Origin of the sequence: Mesorhizobium sp. M6A.T.Cr.TU.014.01.1.1 (assembly GCF_004022765.1) — a bacterium.
Classification (GTDB): Bacteria; Pseudomonadota; Alphaproteobacteria; order Rhizobiales; family Rhizobiaceae; genus Mesorhizobium; species Mesorhizobium mediterraneum.
This window is the reverse complement of record NZ_RZPG01000032.1, coordinates 40,231-65,961: the sequence shown is the minus strand read 5'-3', so window position 1 is coordinate 65,961 and position 25,731 is coordinate 40,231. Positions and strand designations below refer to the sequence as shown.

At 62.8% G+C, this 25,731-nt stretch carries 24 protein-coding genes; 16 read left to right on the top strand and 8 right to left on the bottom strand.

What is annotated here, in order from left to right; translation table 11 throughout:
- Positions 1-82 precede the first annotated feature (82 nt).
- From mltG to gmk, 3 genes are all read left to right on the top strand, one after another.
- Positions 83-1,309 (top strand): endolytic transglycosylase MltG, encoded by a 1,227-nt coding sequence (gene mltG, locus EN885_RS28295; RefSeq protein ID WP_128243662.1) that lies wholly within the window; start codon positions 83-85, stop codon positions 1,307-1,309.
- A gap of 177 nt (positions 1,310-1,486) precedes the next feature.
- A complete protein-coding gene (locus tag EN885_RS28290) occupies positions 1,487-2,377 on the top strand; it encodes a YicC/YloC family endoribonuclease (protein ID WP_128243663.1) in 891 nt (296 codons plus the stop codon).
- Between the two features lie 5 nt (positions 2,378-2,382).
- Positions 2,383-3,057 (top strand): guanylate kinase, encoded by a 675-nt coding sequence (gmk, locus tag EN885_RS28285; RefSeq protein WP_164547246.1) that lies wholly within the window; start codon positions 2,383-2,385, stop codon positions 3,055-3,057.
- A gap of 34 nt (positions 3,058-3,091) precedes the next feature.
- On the opposite strand, the gene rsmA is transcribed toward gmk, so the two are convergent.
- The 7 genes from rsmA to EN885_RS28250 all read right to left on the bottom strand — a co-directional run bounded on the left by rsmA (position 3,092) and on the right by EN885_RS28250 (position 11,218).
- Positions 3,092-3,931: a 16S rRNA (adenine(1518)-N(6)/adenine(1519)-N(6))-dimethyltransferase RsmA gene (gene rsmA / locus EN885_RS28280; protein WP_095483202.1), complete on the bottom strand. Its 840-nt coding sequence runs from the start codon at positions 3,929-3,931 to the stop codon at positions 3,092-3,094.
- A 22-nt stretch (positions 3,932-3,953) separates the two neighbouring features.
- Complete coding sequence (pdxA, locus tag EN885_RS28275; RefSeq protein WP_128243664.1) at positions 3,954-4,982, bottom strand: 4-hydroxythreonine-4-phosphate dehydrogenase PdxA; 1,029 nt, start codon at positions 4,980-4,982, stop codon at positions 3,954-3,956.
- Between the two features lie 12 nt (positions 4,983-4,994).
- Positions 4,995-5,930 carry a peptidylprolyl isomerase gene (locus EN885_RS28270; protein WP_164759297.1) on the bottom strand — a complete coding sequence of 312 codons (936 nt, stop codon included), beginning with the start codon at positions 5,928-5,930 and terminating at the stop codon, positions 4,995-4,997.
- Positions 5,931-6,179: 249 nt separating this feature from the next.
- The gene (locus EN885_RS28265; RefSeq protein WP_164897936.1) at positions 6,180-8,603 is read right to left on the bottom strand and encodes an LPS-assembly protein LptD; all 2,424 of its coding nucleotides are present in this window, start codon (positions 8,601-8,603) and stop codon (positions 6,180-6,182) included.
- Positions 8,603-9,685, bottom strand: coding sequence for an LPS export ABC transporter permease LptG (gene lptG / locus EN885_RS28260; protein ID WP_126107130.1), 1,083 nt, complete (start codon positions 9,683-9,685; stop codon positions 8,603-8,605). The genes EN885_RS28265 and lptG overlap by 1 nt, the downstream gene beginning before the upstream one ends.
- Before the next feature lie 16 nt (positions 9,686-9,701).
- A complete protein-coding gene (gene lptF, locus EN885_RS28255; protein WP_126107129.1) occupies positions 9,702-10,904 on the bottom strand; it encodes an LPS export ABC transporter permease LptF in 1,203 nt (400 codons plus the stop codon).
- Complete coding sequence (locus EN885_RS28250) at positions 10,901-11,218, bottom strand: hypothetical protein (protein ID WP_126107128.1); 318 nt, start codon at positions 11,216-11,218, stop codon at positions 10,901-10,903. Before EN885_RS28250 ends, lptF begins: the two co-directional genes overlap by 4 nt.
- Before the next feature lie 28 nt (positions 11,219-11,246).
- On the opposite strand from EN885_RS28250, the gene EN885_RS28245 reads away from it, so the two are divergent.
- The 3 genes from EN885_RS28245 (at position 11,247) to EN885_RS28235 (ending at position 14,504) form a co-directional block, all read left to right on the top strand.
- Complete coding sequence (locus tag EN885_RS28245; protein ID WP_128243694.1) at positions 11,247-12,422, top strand: NAD(P)/FAD-dependent oxidoreductase; 1,176 nt, start codon at positions 11,247-11,249, stop codon at positions 12,420-12,422.
- Positions 12,423-12,523: 101 nt separating this feature from the next.
- The gene (locus EN885_RS28240) at positions 12,524-14,035 is read left to right on the top strand and encodes a leucyl aminopeptidase (protein ID WP_128243665.1); all 1,512 of its coding nucleotides are present in this window, start codon (positions 12,524-12,526) and stop codon (positions 14,033-14,035) included.
- A gap of 19 nt (positions 14,036-14,054) precedes the next feature.
- Complete coding sequence (locus tag EN885_RS28235) at positions 14,055-14,504, top strand: DNA polymerase III subunit chi (RefSeq protein WP_128243666.1); 450 nt, start codon at positions 14,055-14,057, stop codon at positions 14,502-14,504.
- Positions 14,505-14,633: 129 nt separating this feature from the next.
- On the opposite strand, the gene EN885_RS28230 is transcribed toward EN885_RS28235, so the two are convergent.
- On the bottom strand, positions 14,634-15,470 hold the full coding sequence (locus EN885_RS28230) for a haloacid dehalogenase type II (protein ID WP_348631654.1): 837 nt from the start codon (positions 15,468-15,470) through the stop codon (positions 14,634-14,636).
- A gap of 250 nt (positions 15,471-15,720) precedes the next feature.
- Here EN885_RS28230 and EN885_RS34755 point away from each other — a divergent pair, with 250 nt between their 5' ends.
- The 10 genes from EN885_RS34755 to EN885_RS28185 all read left to right on the top strand — a co-directional run bounded on the left by EN885_RS34755 (position 15,721) and on the right by EN885_RS28185 (position 25,728).
- Entirely contained in the window at positions 15,721-16,185 is a 465-nt protein-coding gene (locus EN885_RS34755) for an SLC13 family permease (RefSeq protein ID WP_164897935.1), read from the top strand.
- A complete protein-coding gene (locus EN885_RS34750; protein WP_164897934.1) occupies positions 16,182-17,120 on the top strand; it encodes an SLC13 family permease in 939 nt (312 codons plus the stop codon). The genes EN885_RS34755 and EN885_RS34750 overlap by 4 nt, the downstream gene beginning before the upstream one ends.
- A 32-nt stretch (positions 17,121-17,152) precedes the next feature.
- Positions 17,153-18,397, top strand: coding sequence for a glycerate kinase (locus EN885_RS28220; RefSeq protein ID WP_128243668.1), 1,245 nt, complete (start codon positions 17,153-17,155; stop codon positions 18,395-18,397).
- 280 nt (positions 18,398-18,677) lie between these two features.
- On the top strand, positions 18,678-19,409 hold the full coding sequence (locus EN885_RS28215) for a FadR/GntR family transcriptional regulator (RefSeq protein WP_128243669.1): 732 nt from the start codon (positions 18,678-18,680) through the stop codon (positions 19,407-19,409).
- Entirely contained in the window at positions 19,406-20,581 is a 1,176-nt protein-coding gene (locus EN885_RS28210) for a PLP-dependent transferase (protein WP_128243670.1), read from the top strand. Before EN885_RS28215 ends, EN885_RS28210 begins: the two co-directional genes overlap by 4 nt.
- A 27-nt stretch (positions 20,582-20,608) precedes the next feature.
- The gene (locus tag EN885_RS28205) at positions 20,609-21,868 is read left to right on the top strand and encodes a sugar ABC transporter substrate-binding protein (protein ID WP_128243671.1); all 1,260 of its coding nucleotides are present in this window, start codon (positions 20,609-20,611) and stop codon (positions 21,866-21,868) included.
- A gap of 103 nt (positions 21,869-21,971) precedes the next feature.
- Entirely contained in the window at positions 21,972-22,907 is a 936-nt protein-coding gene (locus EN885_RS28200) for a sugar ABC transporter permease (RefSeq protein WP_128243672.1), read from the top strand.
- An 18-nt stretch (positions 22,908-22,925) separates the two neighbouring features.
- Positions 22,926-23,759: a carbohydrate ABC transporter permease gene (locus EN885_RS28195; protein WP_126107118.1), complete on the top strand. Its 834-nt coding sequence runs from the start codon at positions 22,926-22,928 to the stop codon at positions 23,757-23,759.
- 10 nt (positions 23,760-23,769) lie between these two features.
- A complete protein-coding gene (gene ugpC / locus EN885_RS28190) occupies positions 23,770-24,870 on the top strand; it encodes a sn-glycerol-3-phosphate ABC transporter ATP-binding protein UgpC (RefSeq protein WP_128243673.1) in 1,101 nt (366 codons plus the stop codon).
- 240 nt (positions 24,871-25,110) lie between these two features.
- Positions 25,111-25,728 (top strand): hypothetical protein, encoded by a 618-nt coding sequence (locus EN885_RS28185; protein WP_128243674.1) that lies wholly within the window; start codon positions 25,111-25,113, stop codon positions 25,726-25,728.
- Positions 25,729-25,731 lie beyond the last annotated feature (3 nt).

The window sequence follows — 25,731 nt, the reverse complement described above, 5'->3', positions numbered from 1 at the left end:
GCTCGCGCGTGTCGTCAATTTTGCCATATTCGCCCCTACTCTGCCCAAGGGGATTCGTTGCAAGATCAAACGGTAGGGCGCCATGAACACAAATTCGGCGGACAACGGGGAATTCGGGCAACGGTCCGCACCGTCGGGTCCGATCGTGCCGAAGACGGCCAGCGAGGCATTGCGGCCTGAAGCCGGCACACCGCCGCCCAAGCGCTCGCGCGCTTCGCGCAGCCAGTTCGTCGTGTTCATGAATTTCGTCATCTCCTTGGTGATGCTGTTGGTTCTGGCGGCCGGCTTTGCATTGTATTTCGGCAAGCAGGAATTCAACGAGCCCGGCCCGTCGGCCAATGCCGACACCTTCCTGGTCAAGCCGAACACCGGCGTCCAGGAAATTGCCGAGCAGCTCGAGCGGCGCGGACTGATCAGCGACGCGCGCATCTTCCGCCTTGGCGTGCGTGCGTTTGGCAATGATTCTGCCCTGAAGGCCGGCGAATACGAGATCAAGCCGCAGGCCTCCATGCGCGACATCATGGAGCTGCTGACGAGCGGCAAGTCGGTGATGTATTCGCTGACCGTCCCCGAGGGACTGACCGTGGAGCAGGCGCTGCAGCGCATCGCTGATCAGGCAGCGCTCGACGGCGATATGCCGGCGACCATTCCACCCGAGGGCAGCCTTGCTACCGACACGTTGCGTTTCACTCGCGGCGCGACACGCCAGCAGATGGTCGACAAGCTTTTGGCGGATCAGAAGAAGCTGGTCGACGACGTCTGGCAGCGGCGCGCTCCCGATCTGCCTCTGGCCAATGTCGATGACTTCGTCATCCTGGCTTCGATCGTCGAGAAGGAGACGGGCAAGGGCGACGAACGTTCACGGGTCGCCGCCGTCTTCCTCAACCGGCTGGCCAAGGGCATGCGGCTGCAGTCCGATCCGACCATCATCTACGGCCTGTTCGGCGGCAAGGGCAAACCCGCCGACCGCCCGATCTACCAGTCGGACATCAAGAAGCCGACGCCCTACAACACTTATCTGATCAATGGCCTGCCGCCGACGCCGATCGCCAATCCCGGCCGTGCGGCGCTGGAAGCGGTGGCCAACCCGTCGAAGACCGACGACCTTTATTTTGTCGCCGACGGCACCGGCGGTCACGTCTTTGCTGCAACGCTCGCCGAGCACAACGAGAACGTCGCCCGCTACCGGGCTCTCCAGAAGAAGCTTGCCGATGAAGCCGCCAAGGCCGGCGCTGCCAAGGCCGACGCCGCCAAAGTGGAAGGTCAGACCGATGCGCCGGTGGACGGCGACACGGGAGCGGCGCAGTAGCGCCGGACGGTTCTGGGATCGTCCCTCCGGTTCGTTTGACGGCAGGGACCTGCCGATTTTTTTATCCGGAGCGCCTTGCGTCCGATTCGGCGCGAAAAGGCGCTCCAGCACTTTGAAACCGCATGATCTGGCCGGAATCGCTTCCGGGGTCATGCGCCAGGGGGTCGCAAGGGCAACATGAATTTGCAGAGCATGACCGGTTTTGCACGGGCTGTCGCCGAACATGACGGCACGTCGATCGCCTGGGAGGTCAAGTCGGTCAACGGCAAGAGCGTCGAGGTCAGGCTGCGGCTGCCGCAGGGCCTTGAGCGACTGGAGCCGGCCGTCAGACAGACGGTGAAAAAGCGCTTCTCGCGCGGCAATTTCCAAGCAACGCTGACCGTCGGCCGCGCCGCCGGCCAGCAGGCGCAGCCCGTGGTCAACGAGGCCTTCCTGAGGGATCTGGCGGAGTTGGCCAAGCGGCTGCAGGAGCAGTTCGGCGCAGCGCCGGCGACAGCCGACGGGCTGCTTTCGCTACGCGGCGTGCTCGACATCCCCGAAACCACCGAAACCGAAGAGGCGCGGGCGGCGCTCGACAGCGCGATTCTCTCGGCGCTCGAAGTAGGGCTGGGCGGACTGGAGCAGGCACGCCAGGGCGAGGGCGCCGCCCTACGCTCGCTGCTGTCCGGCCATATCGACGCCATCGAGGCTCTGACGCTGCGCGCCGAGGCCGATCCGTCGCGCGAGCCGGCGGTGATCCGCGAACGGATTGCCGAGCAGGTTCGGCTGTTGATGGATGCCTCCGCCAATCTCGACGCCAGCCGGTTGCATATGGAAGCGGCGTTCCTGGCGACCAAGGCCGACATCCGTGAGGAGATCGACCGGCTGAAGACGCATGTGGCGTCCGGCCGGGTTCTGCTGGCAGGCGGCGGCGCCATCGGCCGCAAGCTCGATTTTCTGGCGCAGGAATTCAACCGCGAATCGAATACGCTGTGTTCGAAATCGAACGCCGCTGCGGTCACCGCCATCGGGCTGGAGCTGAAGGCGGTCGTCGACCAGTTTCGCGAACAGGTCCAGAATCTGGAGTAACCCTGATGGTCGCCAAAGAGCCTGTGGTTGCTAAGGATTTGGGTTCCCGCATTCGTCGCCGGGGTCTGATGCTCGTGCTGTCGTCGCCGTCCGGTGCCGGCAAGTCGACGATTGCGCGCAACCTTCTGGAAAGCGATTCCAGCCTCGAACTGTCGGTCTCCGTCACCACGCGGCCGCGCCGCGGCAGCGAGATCGAGGGCGTCCATTATCATTTCCGCACCATGCGTGAGTTCGAGCGGCTGCGCGATTCAGACGAGCTGCTCGAATGGGCCGAAGTGCATGGCAATTGCTATGCGACGCCGCGTGAGCCGGCCGAACTGGCGCTGGCACAGGGCCGCGACATGCTGTTCGACATCGACTGGCAGGGTGCCCAGCAGCTCAAGGAGAAGATGCGCGCCGATATCGTTTCCATCTTCATCCTGCCGCCCTCGATGAAGGAATTGAAGGCGCGACTGAAGCGCCGTGCCGAGGACCAGGAATCGGTGATCGAGACGCGTCTGAAGAACGCCCGCAACGAGATCGAGCACTGGAAGGAATATGATTTCGTCATCATCAACGACGATCTCGATCGTGCCTTCGCCGAAGTGCGCGGCATCGTCATCGCCGAGCGGCTCAGGCGCGACCGCCGGCCCGGCCTGTTCGATTTCGTCTCGGGCCTGCTCGACGAGAAGACGGATTAGGCGCCTTCCTTCTCCCCGTAAACGAGGAGAAGAGCTACACTGCGTTGGTCAACCGCACGAATTCTTCGATATCAAGCGTTTCGGCGCGCCGCGTCGGATCGATGCCGGCGCGCGTGAGCAGGGCTTCGCCGCCGAGGCCCTTGACGCTCTGGCGCAGCATTTTGCGGCGTTGGCCGAAGGCCGCTTCGGTGACGCGGCTGAGCTTCTTGACCTCGGCGGGCAGGGGACTTGCCCGCGGCACCAGATGCACCACCGACGACACCACCTTGGGCGGCGGCGTGAACGCTTGCGGCGGCACGTCGAAAGCGATCTTTGCTTCCGTCCGCCAGCCTGCCAGCACACCCAACCGGCCATAGGCATCGCTGCCGGGGCGGGCGACGATGCGCTCGGCCACCTCGCGCTGGAACATCAGCGTCATCGATGCGTAGAAAGGCGGCCAATCGGCAACGGTCAGCCAGCGCACCAAAAGCTCGGTACCGATGTTGTAGGGCAGGTTGGCGACGATCCTCACAGATCCGTTGCCCCCAAGCGCCCCTTGGGCAAGCGCTGCAAAATCCGTCTTCAGCGCATCGCCGGCAATGATCTCCAAACGGCCCGGATAGTGATCCGACACCTCCGCGAGCGCCGCCAGGCAGCGCTCGTCGCGCTCGATGGCGATGACCCGACCAGCGCCGTGGGAAAGCAGCGCCCGGGTTAGGCCGCCGGGACCCGGACCGACCTCGATCACCGTGGCGTCCGTCAGGTCGCCGGCGGTGCGCGCGATCTTGCCGGTCAGATTGAGGTCGAGCAGGAAATTCTGGCCAAGCGCCTTTTTCGCCTGCAGCCCATGGCGTTCGATCACCGCGCGCAACGGCGGCAGCCCGTCGATGCTCATGCGACCGCTCTCATGCAAAGCCTCATGCGATGGCAGCCTTCGTCCCGGTGTCGGCAAGCCTGCGGGCGAGCCTTAGCGCCGCGATCAGGCTGTCGGCCCGGGCTATGCCCTTGCCGGCGATATCGAAGGCGGTGCCGTGATCCGGGGAGGTGCGGATGAAGGGCAGGCCGAGCGTGACGTTGACCGCCTCGTCGAAAGCCAGCGCCTTGGCCGGGATCAGCGCCTGGTCGTGGTACATGCACAGCGCCACATCGTAGCCGGTTCGGGCGCGGGCATGGAACAGCGTGTCGGCCGGCAGCGGCCCGAAAGCATCGATGCCTTCCGCCCTCAGCCTGTCGATCGCCGGGCGGATGATGTGCTCGTCCTCCGCGCCCATCGCGCCGCCTTCGCCGGCATGCGGATTGAGGCCGGCAATGGCAAGCCGAGGCTTGGCGATGCCGAAACGATGTTCGAGGTCGGCGGCGGTGATGCGGGCGGTCGCAACGATCAAGTCCGTCGTCAGCGCTTTCGGCACCTCGCTCAACGCAATATGGATGGTGACCGGGACCGTGCGCAATTCGGGACCGGCAAGCATCATCACCGGCATTGCTTCGGCGCCGGTGTGGAGCGTCGCCAGATGCGCCAGATACTCGGTATGGCCGGGGAAACGGAAGCCGGCATCGTAGAGCGGCTTCTTGGCGATTGGGCACGTGACGACCGCCGCTGCGCGGCCGCCGAGGCAGTCGTCAACAGCGCGGTCGATTGCCTCGATGATGCCGGCGGCGTTGGCTGTGTCTGGCCGGCCGGGGTCGTCGACGAAGCGGGCGACTAGCGGCACGACGGGCAGGGCGCGTGTAAAGACGCGCGCCGCTTCGGCTGGCATTGTCTCCGTGATTGGCATATCGGCGACGAGCCGGCGCGCCCGTGCGGAAACCAGCGCCGGATCGGCGAGAAGATAGAAGGGCGGCACACCGGCGCTGTCGCGCGCCTGCCAGGCGGCAATGGCGATCTCCGGCCCGATGCCGGACGGATCGCCGACGCTCAACGCCAGCGGAAGCTGTATCTCTGGCACGCCCAGGGTGTCTTAGCGCTCGACGATGCGGGCTTTCTTCCGCAACTCCTCGACGTACTTCTTGGAGAGCTCGTCGGCGTCCTTGCCGGTTGCGCCTTCGCTCTGGAACACCATCTGGGCGGCCTTGTCGTCGGACACTTCGCGTGACGAGCAGATGCCGATGAACTCGACCCCGCGATCCGTCTCGCGTGTGCTGGTGGCACCCCCGACCTTGGTGGCTTTGATCTGGTCGGCCCATTCCGGCGGCAATTGCGGCGCCAGCACCCGGCCGAGATCGCGAACGGTGACGTCGATCAGGCCCTTGGCAAATTCGCGCGAGGTGTTGCAGCCGTTGAAGCGGGCGCGCATGGCGTCAGCCTCGCGCTTGCGCTTGGACAGCGTAGCGCTGCGCTCGGCCGCCGGCACGACGAAGATGACTTGCTGCAGCATGTATTCCATGGCGGTCGGCTTGGCGCCGCCCTTGTCGAGCATGCGCCTGACTGCGTCCTGCTCGCTCATGGCGCCGCCGCCGCTCTCGGAGCGATGGCGCGCGGTCAGCGCCTGATTCCAGGCCATCTGGGAGCGGATGAACTCCTTGAAATGCTCCTTGCCGACGCCGGACTGCGCCATGACGCCATCGAGTTGCTTGAGCTGCATCTTGTTGGTCGTGGCAAAGCGCTGATAGGCGGCGTCGACCTGGGCGTCGCTGATGCGGATGCCGAGACGCTTGGCTTCGGCGACGCGCAGCGTCTGCTCGATCATCTCGTCGGCGGCGTCGCCTTTCTTGCGCTGCAGGCGCAGGAAGGCAGCCCGATGCTGGATGTCGCCGGTGGTGATCGGTACGTTGTTGACGACGTATTTGATCTGACTGGCGAAAGCCGGCGGCGTCATCATGGTGATCGAGGCCGAGGTCGCCGCCACCAGCAGCGCGAACCCTGCCGAAAAGAGGTATTTCCTCATCGAAAGCATCCCAATTCTATCTCGGTTCCGGCCCAATTCTATCTCATTATGAGGGAGCTGAAACCCGTGCCTGCCCTATGCGGCGAAACGATGTCGTTAGAGCGACGTGCGTCCACTTGGGCGCACAAGGTACTCTCTAAACACTTTGAATCTACGCATCGTGCTTTCCGAAAATCAATTCCGACTTTCGGGCCGATACGTTGGCGTCTGTTCCGGCCGTCTGCTGCTGGCCAGCCGTCTGCTACTGGCTAGTGTCTGCTACTGAATGGTGTCGATGGAGCTTTGTGACGAGCCGAAATCGCCGAGCGTGCGGAACGACAAGTTGAAACCGATGTTCTGCGACACTTCCTTGGTCTCCAGGTCGCGGGATTCTGAGAACGTCATCAAATAGGTGAAGCATGAATCACTATAGGCAAAGCCGACCCCGTCCTTGACCAGGACACTTTGCTCCAGATCGTAGGTGCCGGTGCCGAAGACACGCCAGTTCTCGGCAAGTTGCGTCGAGGCGCCGAGCGTGACCTCATGGCGATCGGTCGTGAAGCCATAGAGCGGCTGCGCCTGGATGAAGGCATATTTGGCGCTGAGCGAAATCGGCAGGCCGGAATAGGCTGCTTTCACCTCGGCGCGGCGAACCTCAAGGCTCTGCTCGTCGAAACGGCCGCTGACCGAGCCGGAAACTCCGCTGGGGCTATTGAAGCCGACGAGGCCGACATAGTCGGAGGTCTCGGTCTCAAGACCGGAATCGGCTCCAACATTGACCAGATCCGGCGAATCGAAGGAGTTGCGACCGCCCAGCTGGTAGGATTGGCCGAACAGCGCGTTGGTGCTCCAGCCATTGTCGTAGGCGCCGGAATAGCGCAGCCCGACATTGGCGCGCGTGCCGCCTTCCATGCGATCGTAGCCGGAGAACTTGTCACGCTCGAACAATGTCGTGGCGTCGAAGACGAAGCTCTGGGCGTCCTCGTTGGGGACAGCGAGGCCACCGACATATTGCTCGTTCGGACGCACGAACACCTGCGCCATCGGCTCGAAGATGTGGCTGGAGCTGGTCGACGAGAACAGCACCGGCCAGCGCATTTCCAGCCCGGCGGTCGCCATGTAGCGGGCGAGTGATGTCCGCATGTCATCGCTGGCATTTATCTCCGGGTTCATCGCCATCTGGTTGATGGCAGTGAGCGAGGCCGAGGACGCATTCACATAACCGACGTCGCCGCGCAGCGCCAGCAGCGGCGTCAGCAGCAGCCCGCCATCAGTGGTGAAGGTGCGCTTCCATTCCGCTTCGGTGGTGAGGCGGCCCGACTGGCCCTCGATGCCGCGGACATTATTGACGGACGCAGCGTTGTTCGGATCGGAAAGGATCCTATCCAGCCTTTCACGGCTGATGGCCTGTGCGTTGACATTGAACGACAATTGCCCGCCGCCCACAGCCATGTCGGGGATGTAGGCGTAGTCGAGCGAAGGCAGCACCCAGGGCTGCTTGCCGGCGCGCGCGGTCGGATCGTCAGGGAGCGTCTTTTCCTGGACCTCGAAGCGCATGGCGCGCACGTCGAAATAGTTGCGGCCGTTGAGGCCTGTCAGGTAGATCGAGGAGCGGTGCACGCTCTCGTTGAAGTCTTCGATGGCGTAGGTGCGCGAGAAGTTCTTGTCGGTCTGCAACAGGACATCCCAGCCGAAGTCCCAGCGCGGATTGATGGCGAACTGACCCTTGGTGCCCATCATGCCGCGGAACTTGTTCGGGTCGCCGGCCGAACCTGAATCGACATTGTTGCCGTGGCTGTCGATGAATTCGTCGGGGTCCTCTTGCCGGATGCCGGCGACCTTCAGGCTGTACTGGCCGTTGTTGAAGCGCTGGCGCCACTCGGCCTCGCCGAGGAAGCCTTGCTTGGTGTAGCCGCTGCCGGTGACGGTGAGGTCGTAGGTTGGTGAGAGCGCGAAATAATAGGGGACTTTGACGCCGACGCCGAGCTCGCTCTTGTAGGCAATGCCGGGAATCAGGAAGCCGCTCTTGCGCTTAACGGTAGGGTCGGCAATCTCGAAGGCCGGCAGATAGGCAAGCGGAAAGCCGAAGAACTCGAAATTCGAATTCTCGAAGCGAACCGTCTTCTTCTCGCCGTTCCAAATGATCTTTCTGGCTTTGATGCGCCAGGTCGGCGCTTTGTCTGGTTGGTCCTCGCACGGCTCGCAAGCCGTGTACACGCCGTTGTGGAACGTCGTCAGCACGCCGCCCATGCGTTCCGCGCTTTCGGCGGCGAAATATGCCTTGTCGACGGTTTCGACACGCAGCGCGTTGACGAAGCCATCAGCGAAATCGTCGGTGATGTCGACATGCTGCGAATAGATCTTGGTGCCGTCGCTGTTGATGACCTCGACATTGCCGCTGGCGACGAGGCGCTTGGTGTTGCGATTGTACTCGACCCGCTGGGCGACAAGGCGGTTGCCGCCATAGTCGATCTGGACGCCGCCGACGGCCGTTACTGTCTGGTTGTCGTTGTCATAGACCAGCGTATCCGCCGCCAGCAGCATTTGCGAGCCAGCGGGGACGTCGGCTGCCATGTCGCTGATATCCTGGGCAGAAGCCGGAATATTCGGGACGACGCAAGCGAGCAGGCATGCCAAGGCGCTCGCCCCATAGAGGCGCGCCAAACCGGCCTGCCTATGGATGCGCAAAACCGCCCCCCTCACTAGCCGTCTTCCTTGTACAGCAAGAAAGTCACCCCGAAGAACATAGCCACGACAACCGGAACCCATGCAGCCACGACTGTGGGTACGAATCCCGCCACGCCGAATGCCTTGACCAGCACCGTCACGACATAAAGCAGAAACCCAGCCAGGACGCCACCCAGAATCATCGTCGCGGATTGTCCCATCCTCGCAAATCGCATCGACACCGTTGCGGCAATCAGCGTCATGGCGACGAGAAGGAACGGCAGCGCCACCAGCGAATCAAACTGCATGGCAAAGGCATTTGCCTTGAGGCCGAAGGAGCGGGCAACCTCGATCTTGCTGGGCAGATCGTAGAAAGGGATGGTTTCCGGGCGCGCCAGCCGCTCTTGCACGAATTCGGGCTTGAGATTGGTCGACACCCGGTCGCTTGCCACCGATTGGATGTTGCCGTCCCGGAAAACCTTGACGTCCTGCAGTTCCCAGTAGCCATCGCGCAAAAAGGCGTGCGCCGCGTCCTTGCGTTCGACGATGTCGCCTTGCGGGCTGAGGACGAAGAAGACGGCATCGGCCATCTCGAGGCCCTGATTGAGAATGGCGCGCGCGCCGATGATGGTATCGCCGGTACTGGTTTTCTGCCGGATCCAGGGCTCGGCGTCGGCCGACACGGCGTTCGACTTGCCGGAGCGGAGCTGGGTTTCGATCTTTTCGGACCAGGAAAACGCATGCGCGGCGATCGGATTGATGACGCCGACCGACAACACGCCGAACAGCAGCGCCCCGATGCAGCACGGCAGCAGGAATTGCCATGCGGACACGCCGGCGGAACGCGCGATGACCAGTTCATATCTGCGATTGAGCGAGACCAGCGTCGCCATCGCCGAGAATAGCCCGACGAACGGCACCGTCTGCAGCATGATCATCGGCATCCTCAGCGCTGAAATGGCGAACGCCGTCCCGTAGGTGAAGCCCGGCAAGCCGGTCGTGCGACCGGAAAGCTCGGTGAAGTCGATCAGGAACACGAGCGCCAACAGGCCGATGAAGAACCAGATGGTGATCGTCACGTAGCGGAAGAAGAAGTATCTACCCAGGGTCCAGCCCATTAGCGTGTCCAGCCCATTAGCCGGCCCCTTGGCCAGAAGCGCCACGCCTGGCGAAGCGAAGCTTGATGGCGCTCCAGCCGTCACTGAAGCGACCGGCGAAATTCGTCATCCAGTCGGCCCAGGCGACCGGCAGCTCCATGGTCCGGTTGGAGACTATGAACCATGTCGCGACCGCGGACGCCACGATAGGAACGCCGTAGACCATATAGGCATATTGCGGAACGTTGTCGGCTTTACCGGCGGCAAAGAAACCAAGCCAACGTACGAAAAGCGCAATCGCGATGGCCGTGATCAGCGGATGGATGCGCGCCTCGCGATGGGATCGCGCATCTCCCGCGACCGCAAGCGCGATCAGCGCGAAGACAAGTGAATAGGACCATTCGGAAAAACGCTGGTTGAGCTCGGCCAGATACCTGTTCGGCTTTTTTTGGAACGCCTTGTCGTTCGGACTGGGATTGAGCAGGTATTGGGTCGTCCGGTCCTTCGGCAAAAGCAACACGTCCGATGAGGCCGACATGAAGGCGGACAGGTCGAAGGCATAGGAGGTGAATCGGATGACCGAAAGATCGCCGGTCAGCGTTTCGCGATGGATGACGCCGTCGTTCATCATCAGCACCTTCTCGTCGCCGCTTTCGATGATGGCTCCGGTCTTGGCGTAGTAGATGAGGTTAACGCCTTCTTCGCGCGAATCGGCGACGAAGATGCCGCCGAGGCGGTTGTCCGGAAGCCGCTCGCCAATCTGCAGGAACAGGCCGTCGTCAATCTTGCGAAAGGTGCCTTCCTGGATGATCAGCGACAACAGATCGGCACGCGACGACGCCACCAGCTGGCGGTTTTTCTGGCGTGCATACGGATCGACGCCGTTGTCGACGGCGAACGACAAGACGCTGGCCGCCAGCGCCAGCAGCATGATCGGCCTGACGATGGTCCAGCGCGAGGCGCCCGCGGCGTTCAAGACGGCAAGCTCAGAATCGGAATTCATCGCGCTCAGCGTCTGAGCGACGGCGACCACCAGGGCGAAGGGCACGACGATCGGGATGATCGACGGAATGATCAGCGCAGCGACCTCGAAGAAGGTCAGCGCCGACTGGCCGCTGTCGGTGACGAGATCGATGCGGGCGAGCACCTGCGTCGTCCACACGATCGCCAGCGTCCAAATAAGCGCTGCCAGGAACACCGCCAGCGCGCGACGCATGATGTAGCGTTCAACGACCTTCATAAAGGCTTTTCTCGATTTTGCCGAACGGCATCATGCCTCCAGACAAAGTAGTCGTCCGGCGACGCCTGCACAACCGGTCCCGTTTGGCGGTTCGATCTGGTTTCCCGTCCCACATCGTTATTCCCGGTGGCCGGAGTGTCGGCGGCAATGGATAAGAAAGGGCGAACATCGATGGTTAACAACAGGTTGCGGCAGGAAAGCGGGGCCGTGCCGCGACGAATCGCCGTCGATTCCATCCGCCATATGGGATCTGATTCCGGCAAAGTCTTGCCAAATGCCGGAAAACGACCAAATGTCGCGCCGATCACGGTCATGGCCGCCGTGGCCGCGACGGGTACAGACATGGAAGCAGAAGTAACAGAATTGCGCGGTCAAACCGGCCAGGAATCGATTTTTCACGGTGCGATCGTGATCGGCGCCGGCGCGGCGGGGCTGGCCGCCGCCCATGCGCTGAAAAAGGCCGGCGTGCCGACGCTTGTCCTGGAAAAGGAAAGGCGGCTTGCCGAGCCCTGGTACCGGCGGCACGAACGGTTGCATCTCAATTCGCATCGCGATCTCTCGACGCTGCCTGGCGTCGACTATCCCGCAGGCACCCCCGCCTTTCCCCACAAAACAGCAGTCATCCGCCACCTGAACGATTTCAGCCAGGCGCACAATCTGCCGATCCGGCTTGGAGTCGCTGTCGAGGAGATCGCGTTCAACGGCGATCAATGGACCGTTGAGACCAGTGCCGGGCCCCTGCCGGCGCATCATGTCGTCGTTGCCACCGGGCGCGACCGGCAGCCGTTCATTCCGCAGTGGAAGGGCGCCGACGACTTTGCCGGCCGCATCATGCATTCGGCGGATTTTGGCAAAGCCGAGGATTATGCGGGAAAAAAGGTGCTGGTTGTCGGCGCTGGCAATTCGGGCTTCGACGTGCTCAATCATCTGGCGGGGGCGAACGCCGCCTCTATCTGGCTGTCGGCGCGCAACGGCCCCTCGCTGCTGCCCAAACGCATCGGCAAGATCGCCGTCCACAGGCTTTCGCCGTTCTTGGCGCGATTGCCGGTTTGGCTCGCCGATGCGGTGATGGCGGCAACGCAGCGCCTGGTTTTCGGCGACCTCACGAAGTTTGGCCTGCCGCCCGCGTCCTCGGGGGGCGCAAGCCGCCTGACCGACGACTACACTGCGATCGCCACCGACGACGGCGCCGTTCGCGCCATCAAGGCCGGTCAGGTCGTGATACTGCCGCAGGTAAGGGAATTTACCCGCGACGGCGTCATCCTCGACAACGGCAACCTGATCGCTCCCAATATCGTCATCGCGGCGACCGGCTACCGCACCGGGCTCGAACGCATGGTTGGCAAGCTCGGCGTCCTCGACGGCAGGGGCGTTCCCCTTTTCAACGGCGGCGAGACCGACCCGAAATTGCCCGGCCTGTGGTTTACCGGCATGCGGCCAAGCATTCGCGGTTGCTTCGCCAATGCCCGAATTCAGGCCAAGGCAATCGCGCAGCAGATCGTCAGGCAGAGGCGATGAACTGAAAAATAGGGTGGTGCTTGCGGTCGGAAACGGCCAAGTATCGGGTTTCGTCAAGGCACTCTTCCAAAACCCAACGCCGTTCCCGAAAGCAGGACATGATGACTTCGAGACCTTCGATCGCCTTCGCCAAATTCGCAGCGCCCAAAAAGGGCAGTGTCTTCGTGCTGGCGGCCAACGATGGCGGTCTCGGCGATGCGGCAAAGGCTTGCGATCCGGCAAAGACCCTGGAGCGGGCGTTTCCGGTGGCCGACTTTTCCGGCAAGTTCGCCAGCCTGGTCGAAGTGCTGGCGCCGGAGGGCACATCGCTCGACCGGCTGGTGGCGGTCGGCGCCGGCAAGGTCTCGGGGCTCGACGACTATGCCTGGCTGAAGCTCGGCGGCACGATCGCTGCATCCTTGCGCAAGGCCACCGAGGTGACCGTCGTGCTCGATCTGCCGGATGCTGACGTCGGCGGCAGGCAAGCGGCACAGCTTGCCGCGGGCATCCTTCTGCGCAGCTATACCTTCGACAAGTACAAGACGAAAAAGGACAATGGCGACGGCCAGCGCGATGGCAAGAAGGCCGAGCCCAAAAAGCCGGTCAAGGTGACCATCCACACCACCGATCCGGCGGCGGCGAAAAGGGCCTTCGCCGACGAGGTGGCGGTGATCGACGGGGTGCTCCTGGCGCGCGACCTGGTCAACGAACCGGCCAATATACTCGGGCCGGTGGAATTCGCCGCCCGCGTCAGCGAACTGGAAGCGCTCGGCGTCACGGTCGAGATCCTGGTCGAGAAGGATATGAAGAAGCTCGGCATGGGCGCGCTGCTCGGCGTTGCGCAAGGCTCGCCGCGTGGCGCCCGCATAGCCGTCATGCGATGGAACGGCGGCAAGGCCAAGGACAGCCTGGTTGCCTTCGTCGGCAAGGGTGTCACTTTCGACACCGGCGGCAATTCGATAAAGACGGCCTCCGGCATGGAGGACATGAAGGGCGACATGGGCGGCGCGGCCGCCGTGACAGGGCTGATGCACGCGCTGGCCGCGCGCAAGGCCAAGGCCAACGTCGTCGGCATCATCGGGCTAGTGGAAAATGCCGTCGACGGCCACGCGCAGCGTCCCGGTGACATCGTCACCTCGATGTCGGGTCAGACCATCGAGGTGCTCAACACCGACGCCGAAGGCCGCCTCGTTCTGGCCGACGCGCTGTGGTATTGCAACGATCGCTTCCAGCCGAAATTCATGGTCAATCTGGCGACGCTGACCGGCGCCACCATGGTCGCGCTCGGCCAGCACTATGCCGGGCTGTTCTCCAACGATGACGAATTGGCGAACAGGCTGACGAGCGCCGGGCAGGCGACGCAGGAACGAGTGTGGCGGATGCCGCTCGGCGCCGAATACGACAAGCTGATCGATTCGAAAAATGCCGACATGAAGAACATCGGCGGCCGCTACGGCGGCGCCATCATCGCGGCGCAGTTCTTGCAGCGCTTCGTCAAGGATACGCCCTGGGCGCATCTCGACATCGCCGGCACCGCGATGGGCGCGCCGTCCAGCGAGATCAACCAGTCATGGGCCTCCGGCTTCGGCGTCAGGCTGCTCGACCGACTGATGCGCGACAATTACGAGGGGTGAGGCCTTTCAAGGCGCAATCATGGCTGACGTCCTATTCTATCACCTGACCGAATCGACGCTGGAGGATGCACTGCCCGGCCTGCTCGAGCGCAGCGTCGATCGCGGTTGGCGCGCCGTGGTGCAGGCCGGCACCGAGGAGCGGCGCGACGCGCTGGACCAGCATCTGTGGATATTCAGAGACGATTCGTTCCTGGCGCACGCGACGGACCGCGAATCCCATCTGGCCGAGCAGCCGATCCTTTTGACCACCGGCCAGGACAATCCGAACGAGGCGCAGATACGCTTCCTGGTCGACGGCGCGGCGCCGCCGGAGCTTGGTAGTTATGAGCGCGCCGTGTTCCTGTTCGACGGCCACGATGCGGCCCAGGTCGAGGCGGCGCGCATGCACTGGAAGACGATGAGGGAAGCCGGCCACGCGGTTACCTACTGGCAGCAGACTTCAGATCGGCGCTGGGAACGCAAGGCGTAAAGCTGCCGCCTTGGCTATCGTCAACCTGGGACCAGATAGCCGAGCAATCGGGTCGCGATGCCGAATAAAGAGCATCGGACCAAAAGTGGAAGAACCCTGAAAGGGTGGTTTGCTGATCGTTGAGACGCGCTACAGCTGAAGCCGTTCAGCCAATTCAATGAAGTCGTTGGCCACCAGATCCCAGGCCTGATCGGGGTACAAGTCCGTGGTCTGCGCTAACCCGTGCTCGGTCGGACGCGGGACAAAGGCTGTTCGCAATCCGCATGCCCGAGCCGCAGCAAGGTCGCCATTGTGAGCGGCCACAAGACAGATCTCATCTGGCTTCATTGCCAGGACGTCGGCGGTGCGAAGATAGGCTTCCGGCATCGGCTTGTACGCTTGGACGACTTCGGCGCCGAGGATCGCATCCCAGGGAATGCGACTGCGCTTCGCCATGTTGAGCATGAGGGCGATGTTACCGTTCGAGAGTGGCGCGATGATATAGCGGGCCTTCAGCCGTGTGAGGCCGGCCACCGCGTCCGGCCATGGCTCCAATCGGTGCCATGCCAGGTTCAGTTCGTCCATCTCGGACGCCGGCACCGAAGCCGGGTCGATCCCGAATTCTGGCAAAACAGCTTCCAGATTCTCCCGATGCAGCACGTCGAGCCGTGTAAAGGGCCGCCGGCCGCTGCGCACCTCCTCCATCGCTGGGGAGTAACGGCGGCGCCACGCATCCGCGAAAGCGGTAGGAATGGCCGTTCCGGCTCCATGCCGCTTCAGGAACGGTTCAGCTTCGCGCGCCACGCCGCTGCGCCAATCGACGACAGTGCCGAACACGTCGAATACCAAGGCACGTGCACCATCCAATGGCATCACATTCGGCTCCTTGATCCGCACACTGCGTCTTGGCATGGATCGGCCTGAGGAGTCGACCGCACGGTCCCCGGTCGGAAACGGGCTGGTTCGCCAACTCAGCTTGCCCTTCATGGATTAACCGGCCGTCGATCTTCTGGCAGCACCGGTTCCGTGTTCTCGACCTCATCGCCGTCATCTGCCTGTCAAAAAAGTGTCAGGTGAGCTGGAATAGGCCTTGGCTTGGCCCGTTAACCCGCCATCTCAACCGGAGATGGAAGGTGCTTCCATGCTGCATAGCGTTCCCACGACGACAGCGACAGTCGGTGCATTCGCCGATGCCGAAGGACGGCAGGCATGGTTGTTCCGGCCACTATCACCCAGATTGGTCATCGGCTTGCTTTCCCTGCAAGCTTGCACCTTTGTCATTCTTTACGGATTGGACGGACTGCCGATCGAAGGGCGGCTGTCGCTCTCGGTCTTCGCCGGAGTCCTGATCGCCTGGGTAGTGCTCGGCCTGCCCGACATGCCTGTGGCGCTCGCCGGCGCGCTTGCCCTTGTTGTTTCGGGTGCGGTCGACGAAGAGGCCCTCTTTGCCACGCTCGGCAGCGAAATCATCTGGCTCCTGATTGCCGCTTTCGTCATGGCGTCGGTCATGCGCAGCAGCGGTACCGCCGAACGCCTGGCAGCCGTCGCGCTGACGCGCTGCAGGACGGTTTCCCGAATGTTCTGGGGCGCGACGCTGGTCATTGCGCTGACCGCCTTCGTGATTCCTTCTACCTCAGCCCGCGCGGCGATCCTCATGCCGTCTTCTTCGGTCTTTCGAGTGCGATCGGCAGACCATCCGTGACCAGAGGGCTCGCGCTTCTGTTTCCCTCCGTCATCTTGCTCTCAGCCTGTGCTTCGCTGACCGGAGCTGGCGCACATCTGATTGCCGCCGATTTCATGAGGCGTGTCAGCGACACAGACATCGGCTTCGCCCACTGGGCGCTTCTCGGCGGGCCGTTCGGGTTCGTCACGAGTCTGCTTGCCTGCGGCCTGATCCAACTTCTGTTTCTGTCCGCCGAAGACCGCAGGGCCGCGATCGGCACGCTACCGGTCAGGCACCGTTCAAATTCATGCAGCGATGCTACCGTGCTGACAATCATGGGCGCGACCGTCCTGCTTTGGGCGACGAACGCGCTGCATGGACAGAATATTGCCGTCATCGCGCTCGTCGGTGCCTTGCTTGCCGCTTCCAAGCCGGTGTCGGGGATTTCGCTTAAAGAGGCGCTTAAGGGTGTCGAGTGGAACCTGCTTCTGTTCCTCGCGGCCACGCTTTTGATCGGCGAGGCGCTGCTCACCTCTGGCACCGCACGCTACCTCGTCGACCAGACGCTTGCGGCGCTCGGCGGCCACCTGTCATTGGCCCCATGGATGGTCATCGCCATCGCTGCCGTGATCTCAAGCCTGGCACATATCGTGATTATGTCTCGCACTGCGCGCGCGAGCGTCCTCATCCCAGCGGTTGCCTTGCCGTTTTCGGCGTTCGGCGTCGATCCATCGGTCCTGATCTTCGTGACGACGATCGGCAGTGGCTTCTGTCAGACGCTGATGGTCTCGGCAAAGCCGGTTCTCCTGTTCGGTTCTGCGGAGGCCCTGACCTTCACACAGGCAGACCTCCTCCGGCTGGCTCTGTTCCTCTTGCCGCTCTTCGTCGCTCTGCTCGTCGCCTTCTCCTTGTTCGTCTGGCCGCTCCTTGGCCTGCCGATCGAAACACTTTCCGCAATGCCCGCCAAGGCATGACTTTCGCCTGTTATTTTAGAAAGGAAACCAAAATGTCGATGACGATCCTGATTGCGCCTTCCGGTTTCAAGGAGAGCCTGACTGCTGATGAAGCGACGGCGTGCATCGCTGCCGGAATTCTACGGGCGATGCCGGACGCGACCATCCTCAAGGCGCCGATGGTCGATGGCGGGGAGGGCTTCACCAACACGCTGGTCAATCTGACCGGTGGCACGCTGCACCGGTTATCCGTCACTGGCCCGGTGGGGGACCCGGTAGACTCCTTCATCGGATTCATGGGTGGTCAGCCAGTCCGCACCGCCGTGATAGAAATGGCCGCAGCGGCGGGCCTGCGTCTCGTTCCACGGGATCGCCGCGATCCGTGCCTGACGACAAGCTTCGGCGTCGGCGAGCTCATCGGCGCCGCCCTCGATGCCGGTGCCGAGCGTATCCTGCTTGGCTGCGGCGACAGCGGCGTCAATGATGGTGGTGCCGGCATGGCCGAGGCGCTCGGCGCGCGGTTTCTCGACGATAGCGGCCGCCCGCTCGCGAGAGGCGGGGCCGCGCTCCGGCATCTCGCTTCTATCGACATGACGGGCATCGATCCCCGCCTCGCGAAGGTGCGGATCGATGCGGCCGTCAACTGGCACAATGTGCTGCTCGGGCCCAAAGGTGTTGCCCGTGTGTTCGGTCCCCAGAAAGGAGCAACGCCGGCGCAGGTCGAGGAGCTTGCTGCTGCGATGGAAGTCCATGCCAAGGCGATCGAGCGTGCGACCGGCATTCAGGTTGGCACCGCCCCGGGTGCCGGCGCATCGGGCGGACTAGGAGCAGCCGTGCTCGGCCTTCTTCTGGGCCGGCTCCATCCGCGCTACGAGATCGTGATGCAGTATCTCGACCTCGACGCGTTGATCGATCGCGCGAACCTGGTGATCACCGCCGAGGGAAGCCTGGATGGCCAAACGCCCTATGGCAAGGTGCCATCCGAGGTGGCGCGCCGCGCCAAGCTGCGCGGGCTGCCCGTCATTGCACTCGCCGGAACGATTGGCAAAGGTGTGACGCTCAACTTCGAGCACGGCATTGATGCCTTCGCCAGCATTCTCAAACGGCCGTGCTCACTGGAGGAAGCGATCGAAAATGCCGGCAAGCTGCTGACGCGAGCCGCCGAGGATGCCGTGCGCCTGATGAGCGTTGGTATAAGGCTCGCCCGACCTCCAGCCCGCATTGTGCGGCGCATCGCAGAAAACGGCCTGGTATGCCACAGCGCTGACACCGGACTATTGCGGCCTCATAGCGATTAAAGGCGAGAAAGGGCTTTAGAGATCTGTCCTACCCGACGATTCGCCTTAGCGAATGCGAACTCCGACCCACGAGTGCCAGTTGCCTCGAACGTCGGCTTTCGAGATGTCATCTCGGCAGAGGAATAACCGACTAGGGTCACGTCTCACTTCTCCGAAGGAATGTCCGAGAAGGGGTCGTGAGCCGAAATTCAACTGAGACAACAACCCCAGCCCACTTGACGAAAGGTCGACCGCGCGCAAAACTGCTAAGATGTCAGACCAATTTTGGATGTAGGTGGCCATGGCGCGCGGCGAACTGCCCGGGGCCACGCGTGTGGCAATCGCCACGCTCCCACCGCTGGATCGCGGCAAGCAGGTCATGGAAGCGCTGGCTGACTATGTCGAGCGCGCCGCGCTGAAGAGCGGTGACCGGCTTCCGACCGAGCGCGAATTGATGGCCGCGCTTTCCGTCGGACGTTCGACGATACGCGAGGCGATGGGGCGTTTCGAAGCGCTCGGCGTCACCGAGACCCGCAAAGGCAGCGGCACCTATCTGCTCAAGCCGATATCCGCCGGCACGATCCATTTGCCGCTGTCGCTCAATACGGCAGAGCTGCGCGACGGCCTCTTGCACACCCTTGAGGTGCGCCGCGGCATCGAGGCCGAGGCGAGCATGATCGCGGCGCGGCGGCGCACAACCGACGATCTGCGGACGATCGAGGAAAAGCTCATCGAGATGGAGCGCGTCCATCTTGCCACCGGCACGTCGGGTCCGGAAGATTTGGCCTTTCACCTGGCCGTCTACGACGCCACGCACAACCCGCTTTTCCGGCAGCTCCTGGGGCAGATGCGCGAAGCGTTCGAGCGCTTCTGGGACCACCCTTTCGATCGCCAGGATTTCGCGCGGCGATCGTTCCCGCATCACCGCGAGCTGTTCGATGCCATCGTCGCCATGGACGCGGAGCTGGCGCGCGGAAAAACGCTGAAGATCCTCGAGATCGTGGAAGAGGATATCGAGGAAATGTCGAAATGAACGGTCCCGATTTTTTCGACCAGGCATCGCTGATCGCCGCGCATGACGAGGGCAACGCCTTCGATGCCGTCGTGCCGCCGATCGTGCAGACCTCGCTCTTCACCTTCCCGAACTATGACGAGATGCTCGAGACATACCGCGGCGAAAAAGTGCGACCGACCTACACGCGCGGGCTGAACCCGACCGTGCGCATGTTCGAGGAAATGCTCGCAAAACTGGAAGGCGCCGAGGACGCTATCGGTTTTGCAAGCGGAATGTCCGCCATCTCGTCGGCAGTCCTGAGCTTCGTCGAGCCGGGCGACCGCATCGTCGCGGTCAGGCACATCTACCCGGACGCGTTCCGGCTGTTCGGGACGCTGCTCGCGCGCATGCGCATCGAGGTGACCTATGTCGACGGGCGCGACGAAGCTGCCGTCGCAAGCGTCCTGCCTGGCGCCAAGCTGTTCTATATGGAAAGCCCGACCAGCTGGGTCATGGAAACGCATGACATCGCTGCGCTCGCTGCGCTGGCGAAGTCCCGTGGCATCCCGACCATCATCGACAACAGCTGGGCCAGCCCGGTCTTCCAGCGGCCGCTGTCGCTCGGCGTCGACGTCGTGGTCCACTCCGCGTCCAAATATCTGGGCGGCCACAGCGATGTCGTGGCCGGCGTGGTCGCGGGCTCGAAGGACTTGATCGGCCGCATCCGCGGCGAAGCCTATCCATATCTCGGCGGCAAGCTGTCGCCATTCGATGCCTGGCTCTTGATCCGTGGCTTGCGCACGCTGCCGATCCGCATGCGCGCGCATCAGGCCTCCGGCCTCGAAATCGCACGGCGCCTGCAGGATCATCCGATCGTCGAGAAGGTCTGCCATCCGGGGTTGGCCAACCTGCTTCCCGCCGGGCTCACCGGCACGTCGGGCCTGTTCTCATTTGTCTTCCGCGACGGCATCGACATCCGGACGTTTGCCGACCGCCTCAAGCTGTTCAAACTGGGCGTGTCGTGGGGCGGCCACGAAAGCCTCATCGTGCCCGGCGAGGTCGTGCTGCAGCAGAAGGCCCAACCCAATTCCGCGATGGCGTTCGGCGTCCATCCGCGGTCCGTGCGTCTCCATGTCGGCCTCGAGGGAACCGAGGCGCTGTGGAGTGACCTGGAAACGGCGATCACAGCCGCTTCCGAAGAAAAGACCTGAAGCAACCAGACAAGAAGGGAACGGAAAATGAAGAAGCTTCTTATCGCGGCATTCGCCACCGTGCTGATGTCGGGTGCTGCACTCGCCGACACGACGCTGAAGCTCGTGGAGGTGATCACCAGCCCCGAGCGCACCGAAACCCTGAAATCGATCGTCTCCAAATTCGAGGCTGCCAACCCGGGCACAAAGGTCGAGGTCATCTCGCTACCTTGGGGCGAGGCGTTCCAGAAATTCGCGACCATGGTGTCCGCCGGTGAAATTCCCGACGTCATGGAGATGCCGGACACGTGGCTCTCGCTCTATGCCAACAACGGCCTTCTCGAAAGCCTAGAACCCTATCTTGCCAAATGGGAGCACACCTCGGGTCTCACCGATCGCGCGCTAGAGCTTGGCCGCGACGTGAACAACACCGCCTACATGCTGCCCTATGGTTTCTATCTCCGGGCGATGTTCTACAACAAGAAGCTGTTCCAGGAGGCTGGTGTCGCCGAGCCGCCCAAGACGATGGACGAGTTCGTGGCGGCGTCGGAGAAAGTCTCCAAGCTTCCGGGCAAATATGGCTACTGCCTGCGCGGCGGGCCGGGTGGTCTCAACGGCTGGATGATGTTCGGCGCAACCATGGCCGGCTCCAACAAATTCTTCAATGAAGACGGCACCTCGACGATGAACAGCGAAGGCTGGGTCAAGGGGCTGACCTGGGTCGTCGACCTCTACAAGAAAGGATTGGCACCGAAGGACAGCGTCAACTGGGGCTTCAACGAAATCGTCGCCGGTTTCTACACCGGCACCTGTGCCATGCTCGATCAGGATCCAGACGCGCTGATCGCAATCGCCGAGCGGATGAAGCCGGAAGACTACGGCGTCATGACCATGCCGAAGGGACCGTCCGGCAAGACGTTTCCGACCATCGGCTACGCCGGTTGGTCGATGATGGCGGCCAGCCAGAACAAGGACCTCTCCTGGAAGCTGATCGAAACACTCGAAGGGCCCGAGGGCAATGTCGAGTGGAACAAGCGCACCGGAGCGCTGCCGGTCCACAAGTCGGCCGAAAAGGATCCCTTCTACGCAAGCGAGCAGTTCAAGGGCTGGTTCGCCGAACTCAAGGACAAGGACGCGGTGCCGACGGTCATGCCGACTTATCTCGAGGAGTTCGCCTTCTTCAAGGACTCGATGGTCATCAAGACCAGTCAGCAGGCACTGCTCGGCGATATCACGCCCGAGGAAATGGCCAATCAGTGGGCCGACTATCTGACCAAGGCGCAGCAGAAATACCTGGCCAAGAAATAAACGGCGGACCGCGAGCATCGGAGCCGCCCATCTCGCGCGGCTCCGATAGGTCTCGTTCATGCTCGATTGGAACGATGGCCAATTGGAACGAAAGCGTTAGCTGATGGTTTTTGACGCCACTGCCGGCCTCCCGGAATCGCGCCGCCAGTCGCTGGTCGACCGGATCACGCGCCACGCCGAGCCATATCTTTACACCGCCCCGGCGCTGATTCTGATCGTCACCATCATGCTGGCACCGCTGGTGCTTGGCCTGTCCTACGCCTTCCGCGACGTGCACTTGCTCAATCCCTTCTCTGGAGGCTATGTCGGGCTCGATCATTTTCGCACCCTTTATGACGACGACAATTTCTATCGGGCGCTGCGCAACACGCTGTGGTGGACCGGCGCATCCGTCTTGCTGCAATTCGTGTTCGGCCTGATCCTGGCGCTGTTGCTCGACCGGCCGTTTGCCGGCCGCGCCATCGCGCAGGCGCTGGTGTTCCTGCCCTGGGCGGTGCCGACCTTCCTGACCGGGCTCAATTGGGCGTGGCTGTTCAATCCCGTCATCGGACCGCTGCCGCATTGGCTTTATGCCCTCGGCCTCATGAGCGAGCCAGCCAACATCCTTTCAAATCCGCAGCTTGCCATGTGGGGACCAATCATTGCCAACGTCTGGTGGGGCATTCCCTTCTTCGCCATCATGCTGCTGGCCGCGCTCCAGGCCATCCCGCGCGACCTCTACGAAGCGGCGGCGATCGACGGCGCCGGTGCGGTCAGGCGGTTCACATCGATCACCTTGCCGTTCCTTGCGCCGACCATTGCGATCACCGTGCTGTTGCGCACCGTCTGGATCTCGAATTTCGCCGACCTGATCATCGTCATGACCAGCGGCGGGCCGGCCGACCGCACGCAGATCGTCGCGAGCTACATCTTCACGCAAGCCTTCAGGGCCCTTGATTTCGGCTATGCCTCGGCCATTGCGCTGGTGCTGCTCGTCCTGCTGCTCGCCTATTCGATGCTGATCGTCATGCTGCGGCAAGTCCTGATGGACAGGGCCTGACGGATCGGGGATGACCAGATGAACAGGTATTCGATCTTCGGCACCGCGCTGCACCGCCTGGCGATCCTCTGCTACGTGGTCTTTGCGCTGTTCCCACTGTTCTGGTTGTTGAAAGTATCGGTCACGCCGAACGACCTGCTCTATTCGGAGGGCGTGCGGATGTGGCCGTCGCGGATGAGCTTTGAACATTTCCGCTTCGTGCTGGCCCACAGCGCATTCCCGATCTTCTTCAGGAACAGCATGATCGTTGCCGGCTCGACGGCCGTGATCGTGACGCTGCTCGCGTCCCTCTCTGGCTATGCGCTGTCGCGCTTCACCTTTCGCGGCAAATACTGGCTGGTCGCACTGATGCTGCTCACCCAGATGTTTCCATTGGTGATGCTGGTCGCGCCGATCTTCAAGATGCTCTCGCCGCTCGGGCTGACCAACAGCCTGACCGGACTGGTCGTCGTCTACACCGCCTTCAACATTCCCTTCGCGACATTCCTGATGCAGTCGTTCTTCGACGGCATTCCCAAGGAGTTGGAGGAGGCGGCCAAGATCGATGGCGCCACGCAGTTCATGGCATTTCGCCAGATCGTCCTGCCGCTGACGCTGCCGGGCATTGCCGCGACGCTGGGTTTTGTGTTCACCGCCGCGTGGAGCGAACTGCTGTTCGCGTTGATGCTGATTTCGGGCAACAGCGCCGCCACGTTTCCGGTCGGTCTGCTCACCTTCGTGTCGAAGTTTTCGGTCGATTTCGGGCAGATGATGGCGGCCGGCGTGCTGGCGCTGATCCCGGCCTGCCTCTTCTTCCTGTTCATCCAGCGCTATCTGGTCCAGGGCCTGACGGCCGGCGCGGTCAAGGGCTGAGTGAGGTTTCATGGCATCGATCGACATCCGCAACGTTCGCAAGAATTTCGGCATCGTCTCCGTGCTGCACGGCGTCGATCTGGCGATAAAGAACGGCGAGTTCGTGGTGCTCGTGGGTCCGTCTGGCTGCGGCAAGAGCACGCTGCTGCGGATGATCGCCGGGCTCGAGGAGGTGACCGAAGGCGAGATCCGGATCGACGGAGTGCGCGTCAATGAGCGGGCACCTAAGGACCGCGACATCGCTATGGTGTTTCAGTCCTACGCGCTCTACCCGCACATGAACGTTGCCGAGAACATGAGCTACGGCCTGCGGATCCGGAAGGCCGCCCGCGAGAAGATCACAGCTGCTGTCAGCAATGCAGCCAGGAAGCTTGAGCTGCAGCCGCTGCTTGCGCGGCGGCCGAAGGCACTGTCGGGCGGTCAGCGCCAGCGCGTGGCGATGGGACGCGCGATCGTGCGACAGCCCAAGGCATTCCTGTTCGACGAGCCGCTGTCCAATCTCGACGCGCGCTTGCGTGAGCAGATGCGGGCAGAGATCAAGAAGCTGCACCGCGATCTCGGCGCGACCTCGATCTATGTCACCCACGACCAGATCGAGGCGATGACACTGGCCGACCGGATCGTCGCCATGCATGAGGGCGTGGTGCAGCAGGTTGGCAGCCCGCTGGAGCTTTACGACCGCCCGGCCAACCTGTTCGTCGCCGGCTTCATCGGATCGCCGGCCATGAATTTTCTGTCGGCACGCTACGAGGTCACTGGGAGCACGGCCGGCGCACGACTGCCTGATGGAACGCTGATTGCGCTGTCGTCAGCCTATCAACTCGAGGAAGGCGCGGCGGTGACGCTCGGCATCCGGCCGGAGCATGTCGAGATGTCGGCGGCTTCGGAGAGCAGCCTGAGGGCGACGGTCGACCTGATCGAGCCGACCGGCTTCGGCATCATTCTGCACCTTGGCCTGCATAGCCTGCCGTTCAATGTCTTCACGCTCGATCGGGCTGCGCTTACGGCCGGTCCGACGGTGACGGTCGCTTTCCCGCCGCAACATTTGCATTTGTTCGATGGGACTGGAAAGCGCGCATTGGAATCGGGCCTCCAGAAGAGGAAGAGCTGATCCTCCGTTCGGTTTCAGATCATTCGAATTTTCCCAAAACCGGTTCCCACCCTTGAGGCCGATGCTATTGTCTATCTTGGCACCGCCGAATTCGATACGACATTCGATCTCGGCCTCGACATGGCTCCTGGACGAGATGGAACGCGCCCGCGACGGCGCTAGACCATGATCCCGAAAAGTGGGAACCGGTTTTCGGATAAGATCATGGTCAAACAACAAGAGGGCTAGGTAGTTGAGCGCATGCGCTTTCTGTTTCTTCTGATCCTGCTTGCCGGCACCGGCATCGGCGTCGTCTATCCCTGGGCGATGACCAATTTCTCCGGCCATGAGATCGGCACCTGGCGGGTCTACGAACAGGGCCGGTTCAAGCCGGTGACGGTGCCGCTGGCCGCTCGCGACGCGCCGGTGCGGGTGCTGGTCGATCTCACCGCTAGGACCGAACGCATCGTCGTCTCGCAACAGCGCACGGTGCTGACGCTGACCGCCGCCACCGGCGGCAGAACGGTGCTCGCCTCGACGCTGCAGTTCACCCATTCGGAGAATCCGCGACAGGTCAGCCCGCAACTGCCGGACAAGGTCTTCCGCGATGAGGCAGGCCTGATCGCGACGGTCAGCCCCGGCCCCTACATCTTCACCGTTGGCCCCGGCGACGCCGAGGGCATCGAGATGCGGACGGTGGACCTCTTGCTGCGCTCCGGCGTCGGCGAGATCGACAGCCGGGCGCGGCCGGTCGGGTTTTCGCTGATGGCGGCCGGCCTGATCGGATTGCTGTTGGCGCTGCGTTTCGGCGGCGGCGGCCGGCCGCAAAATCCGAATTCGCAGCCGCCACCGCCGCGCTGGGGCAGGGGCTCGAATTAGCTC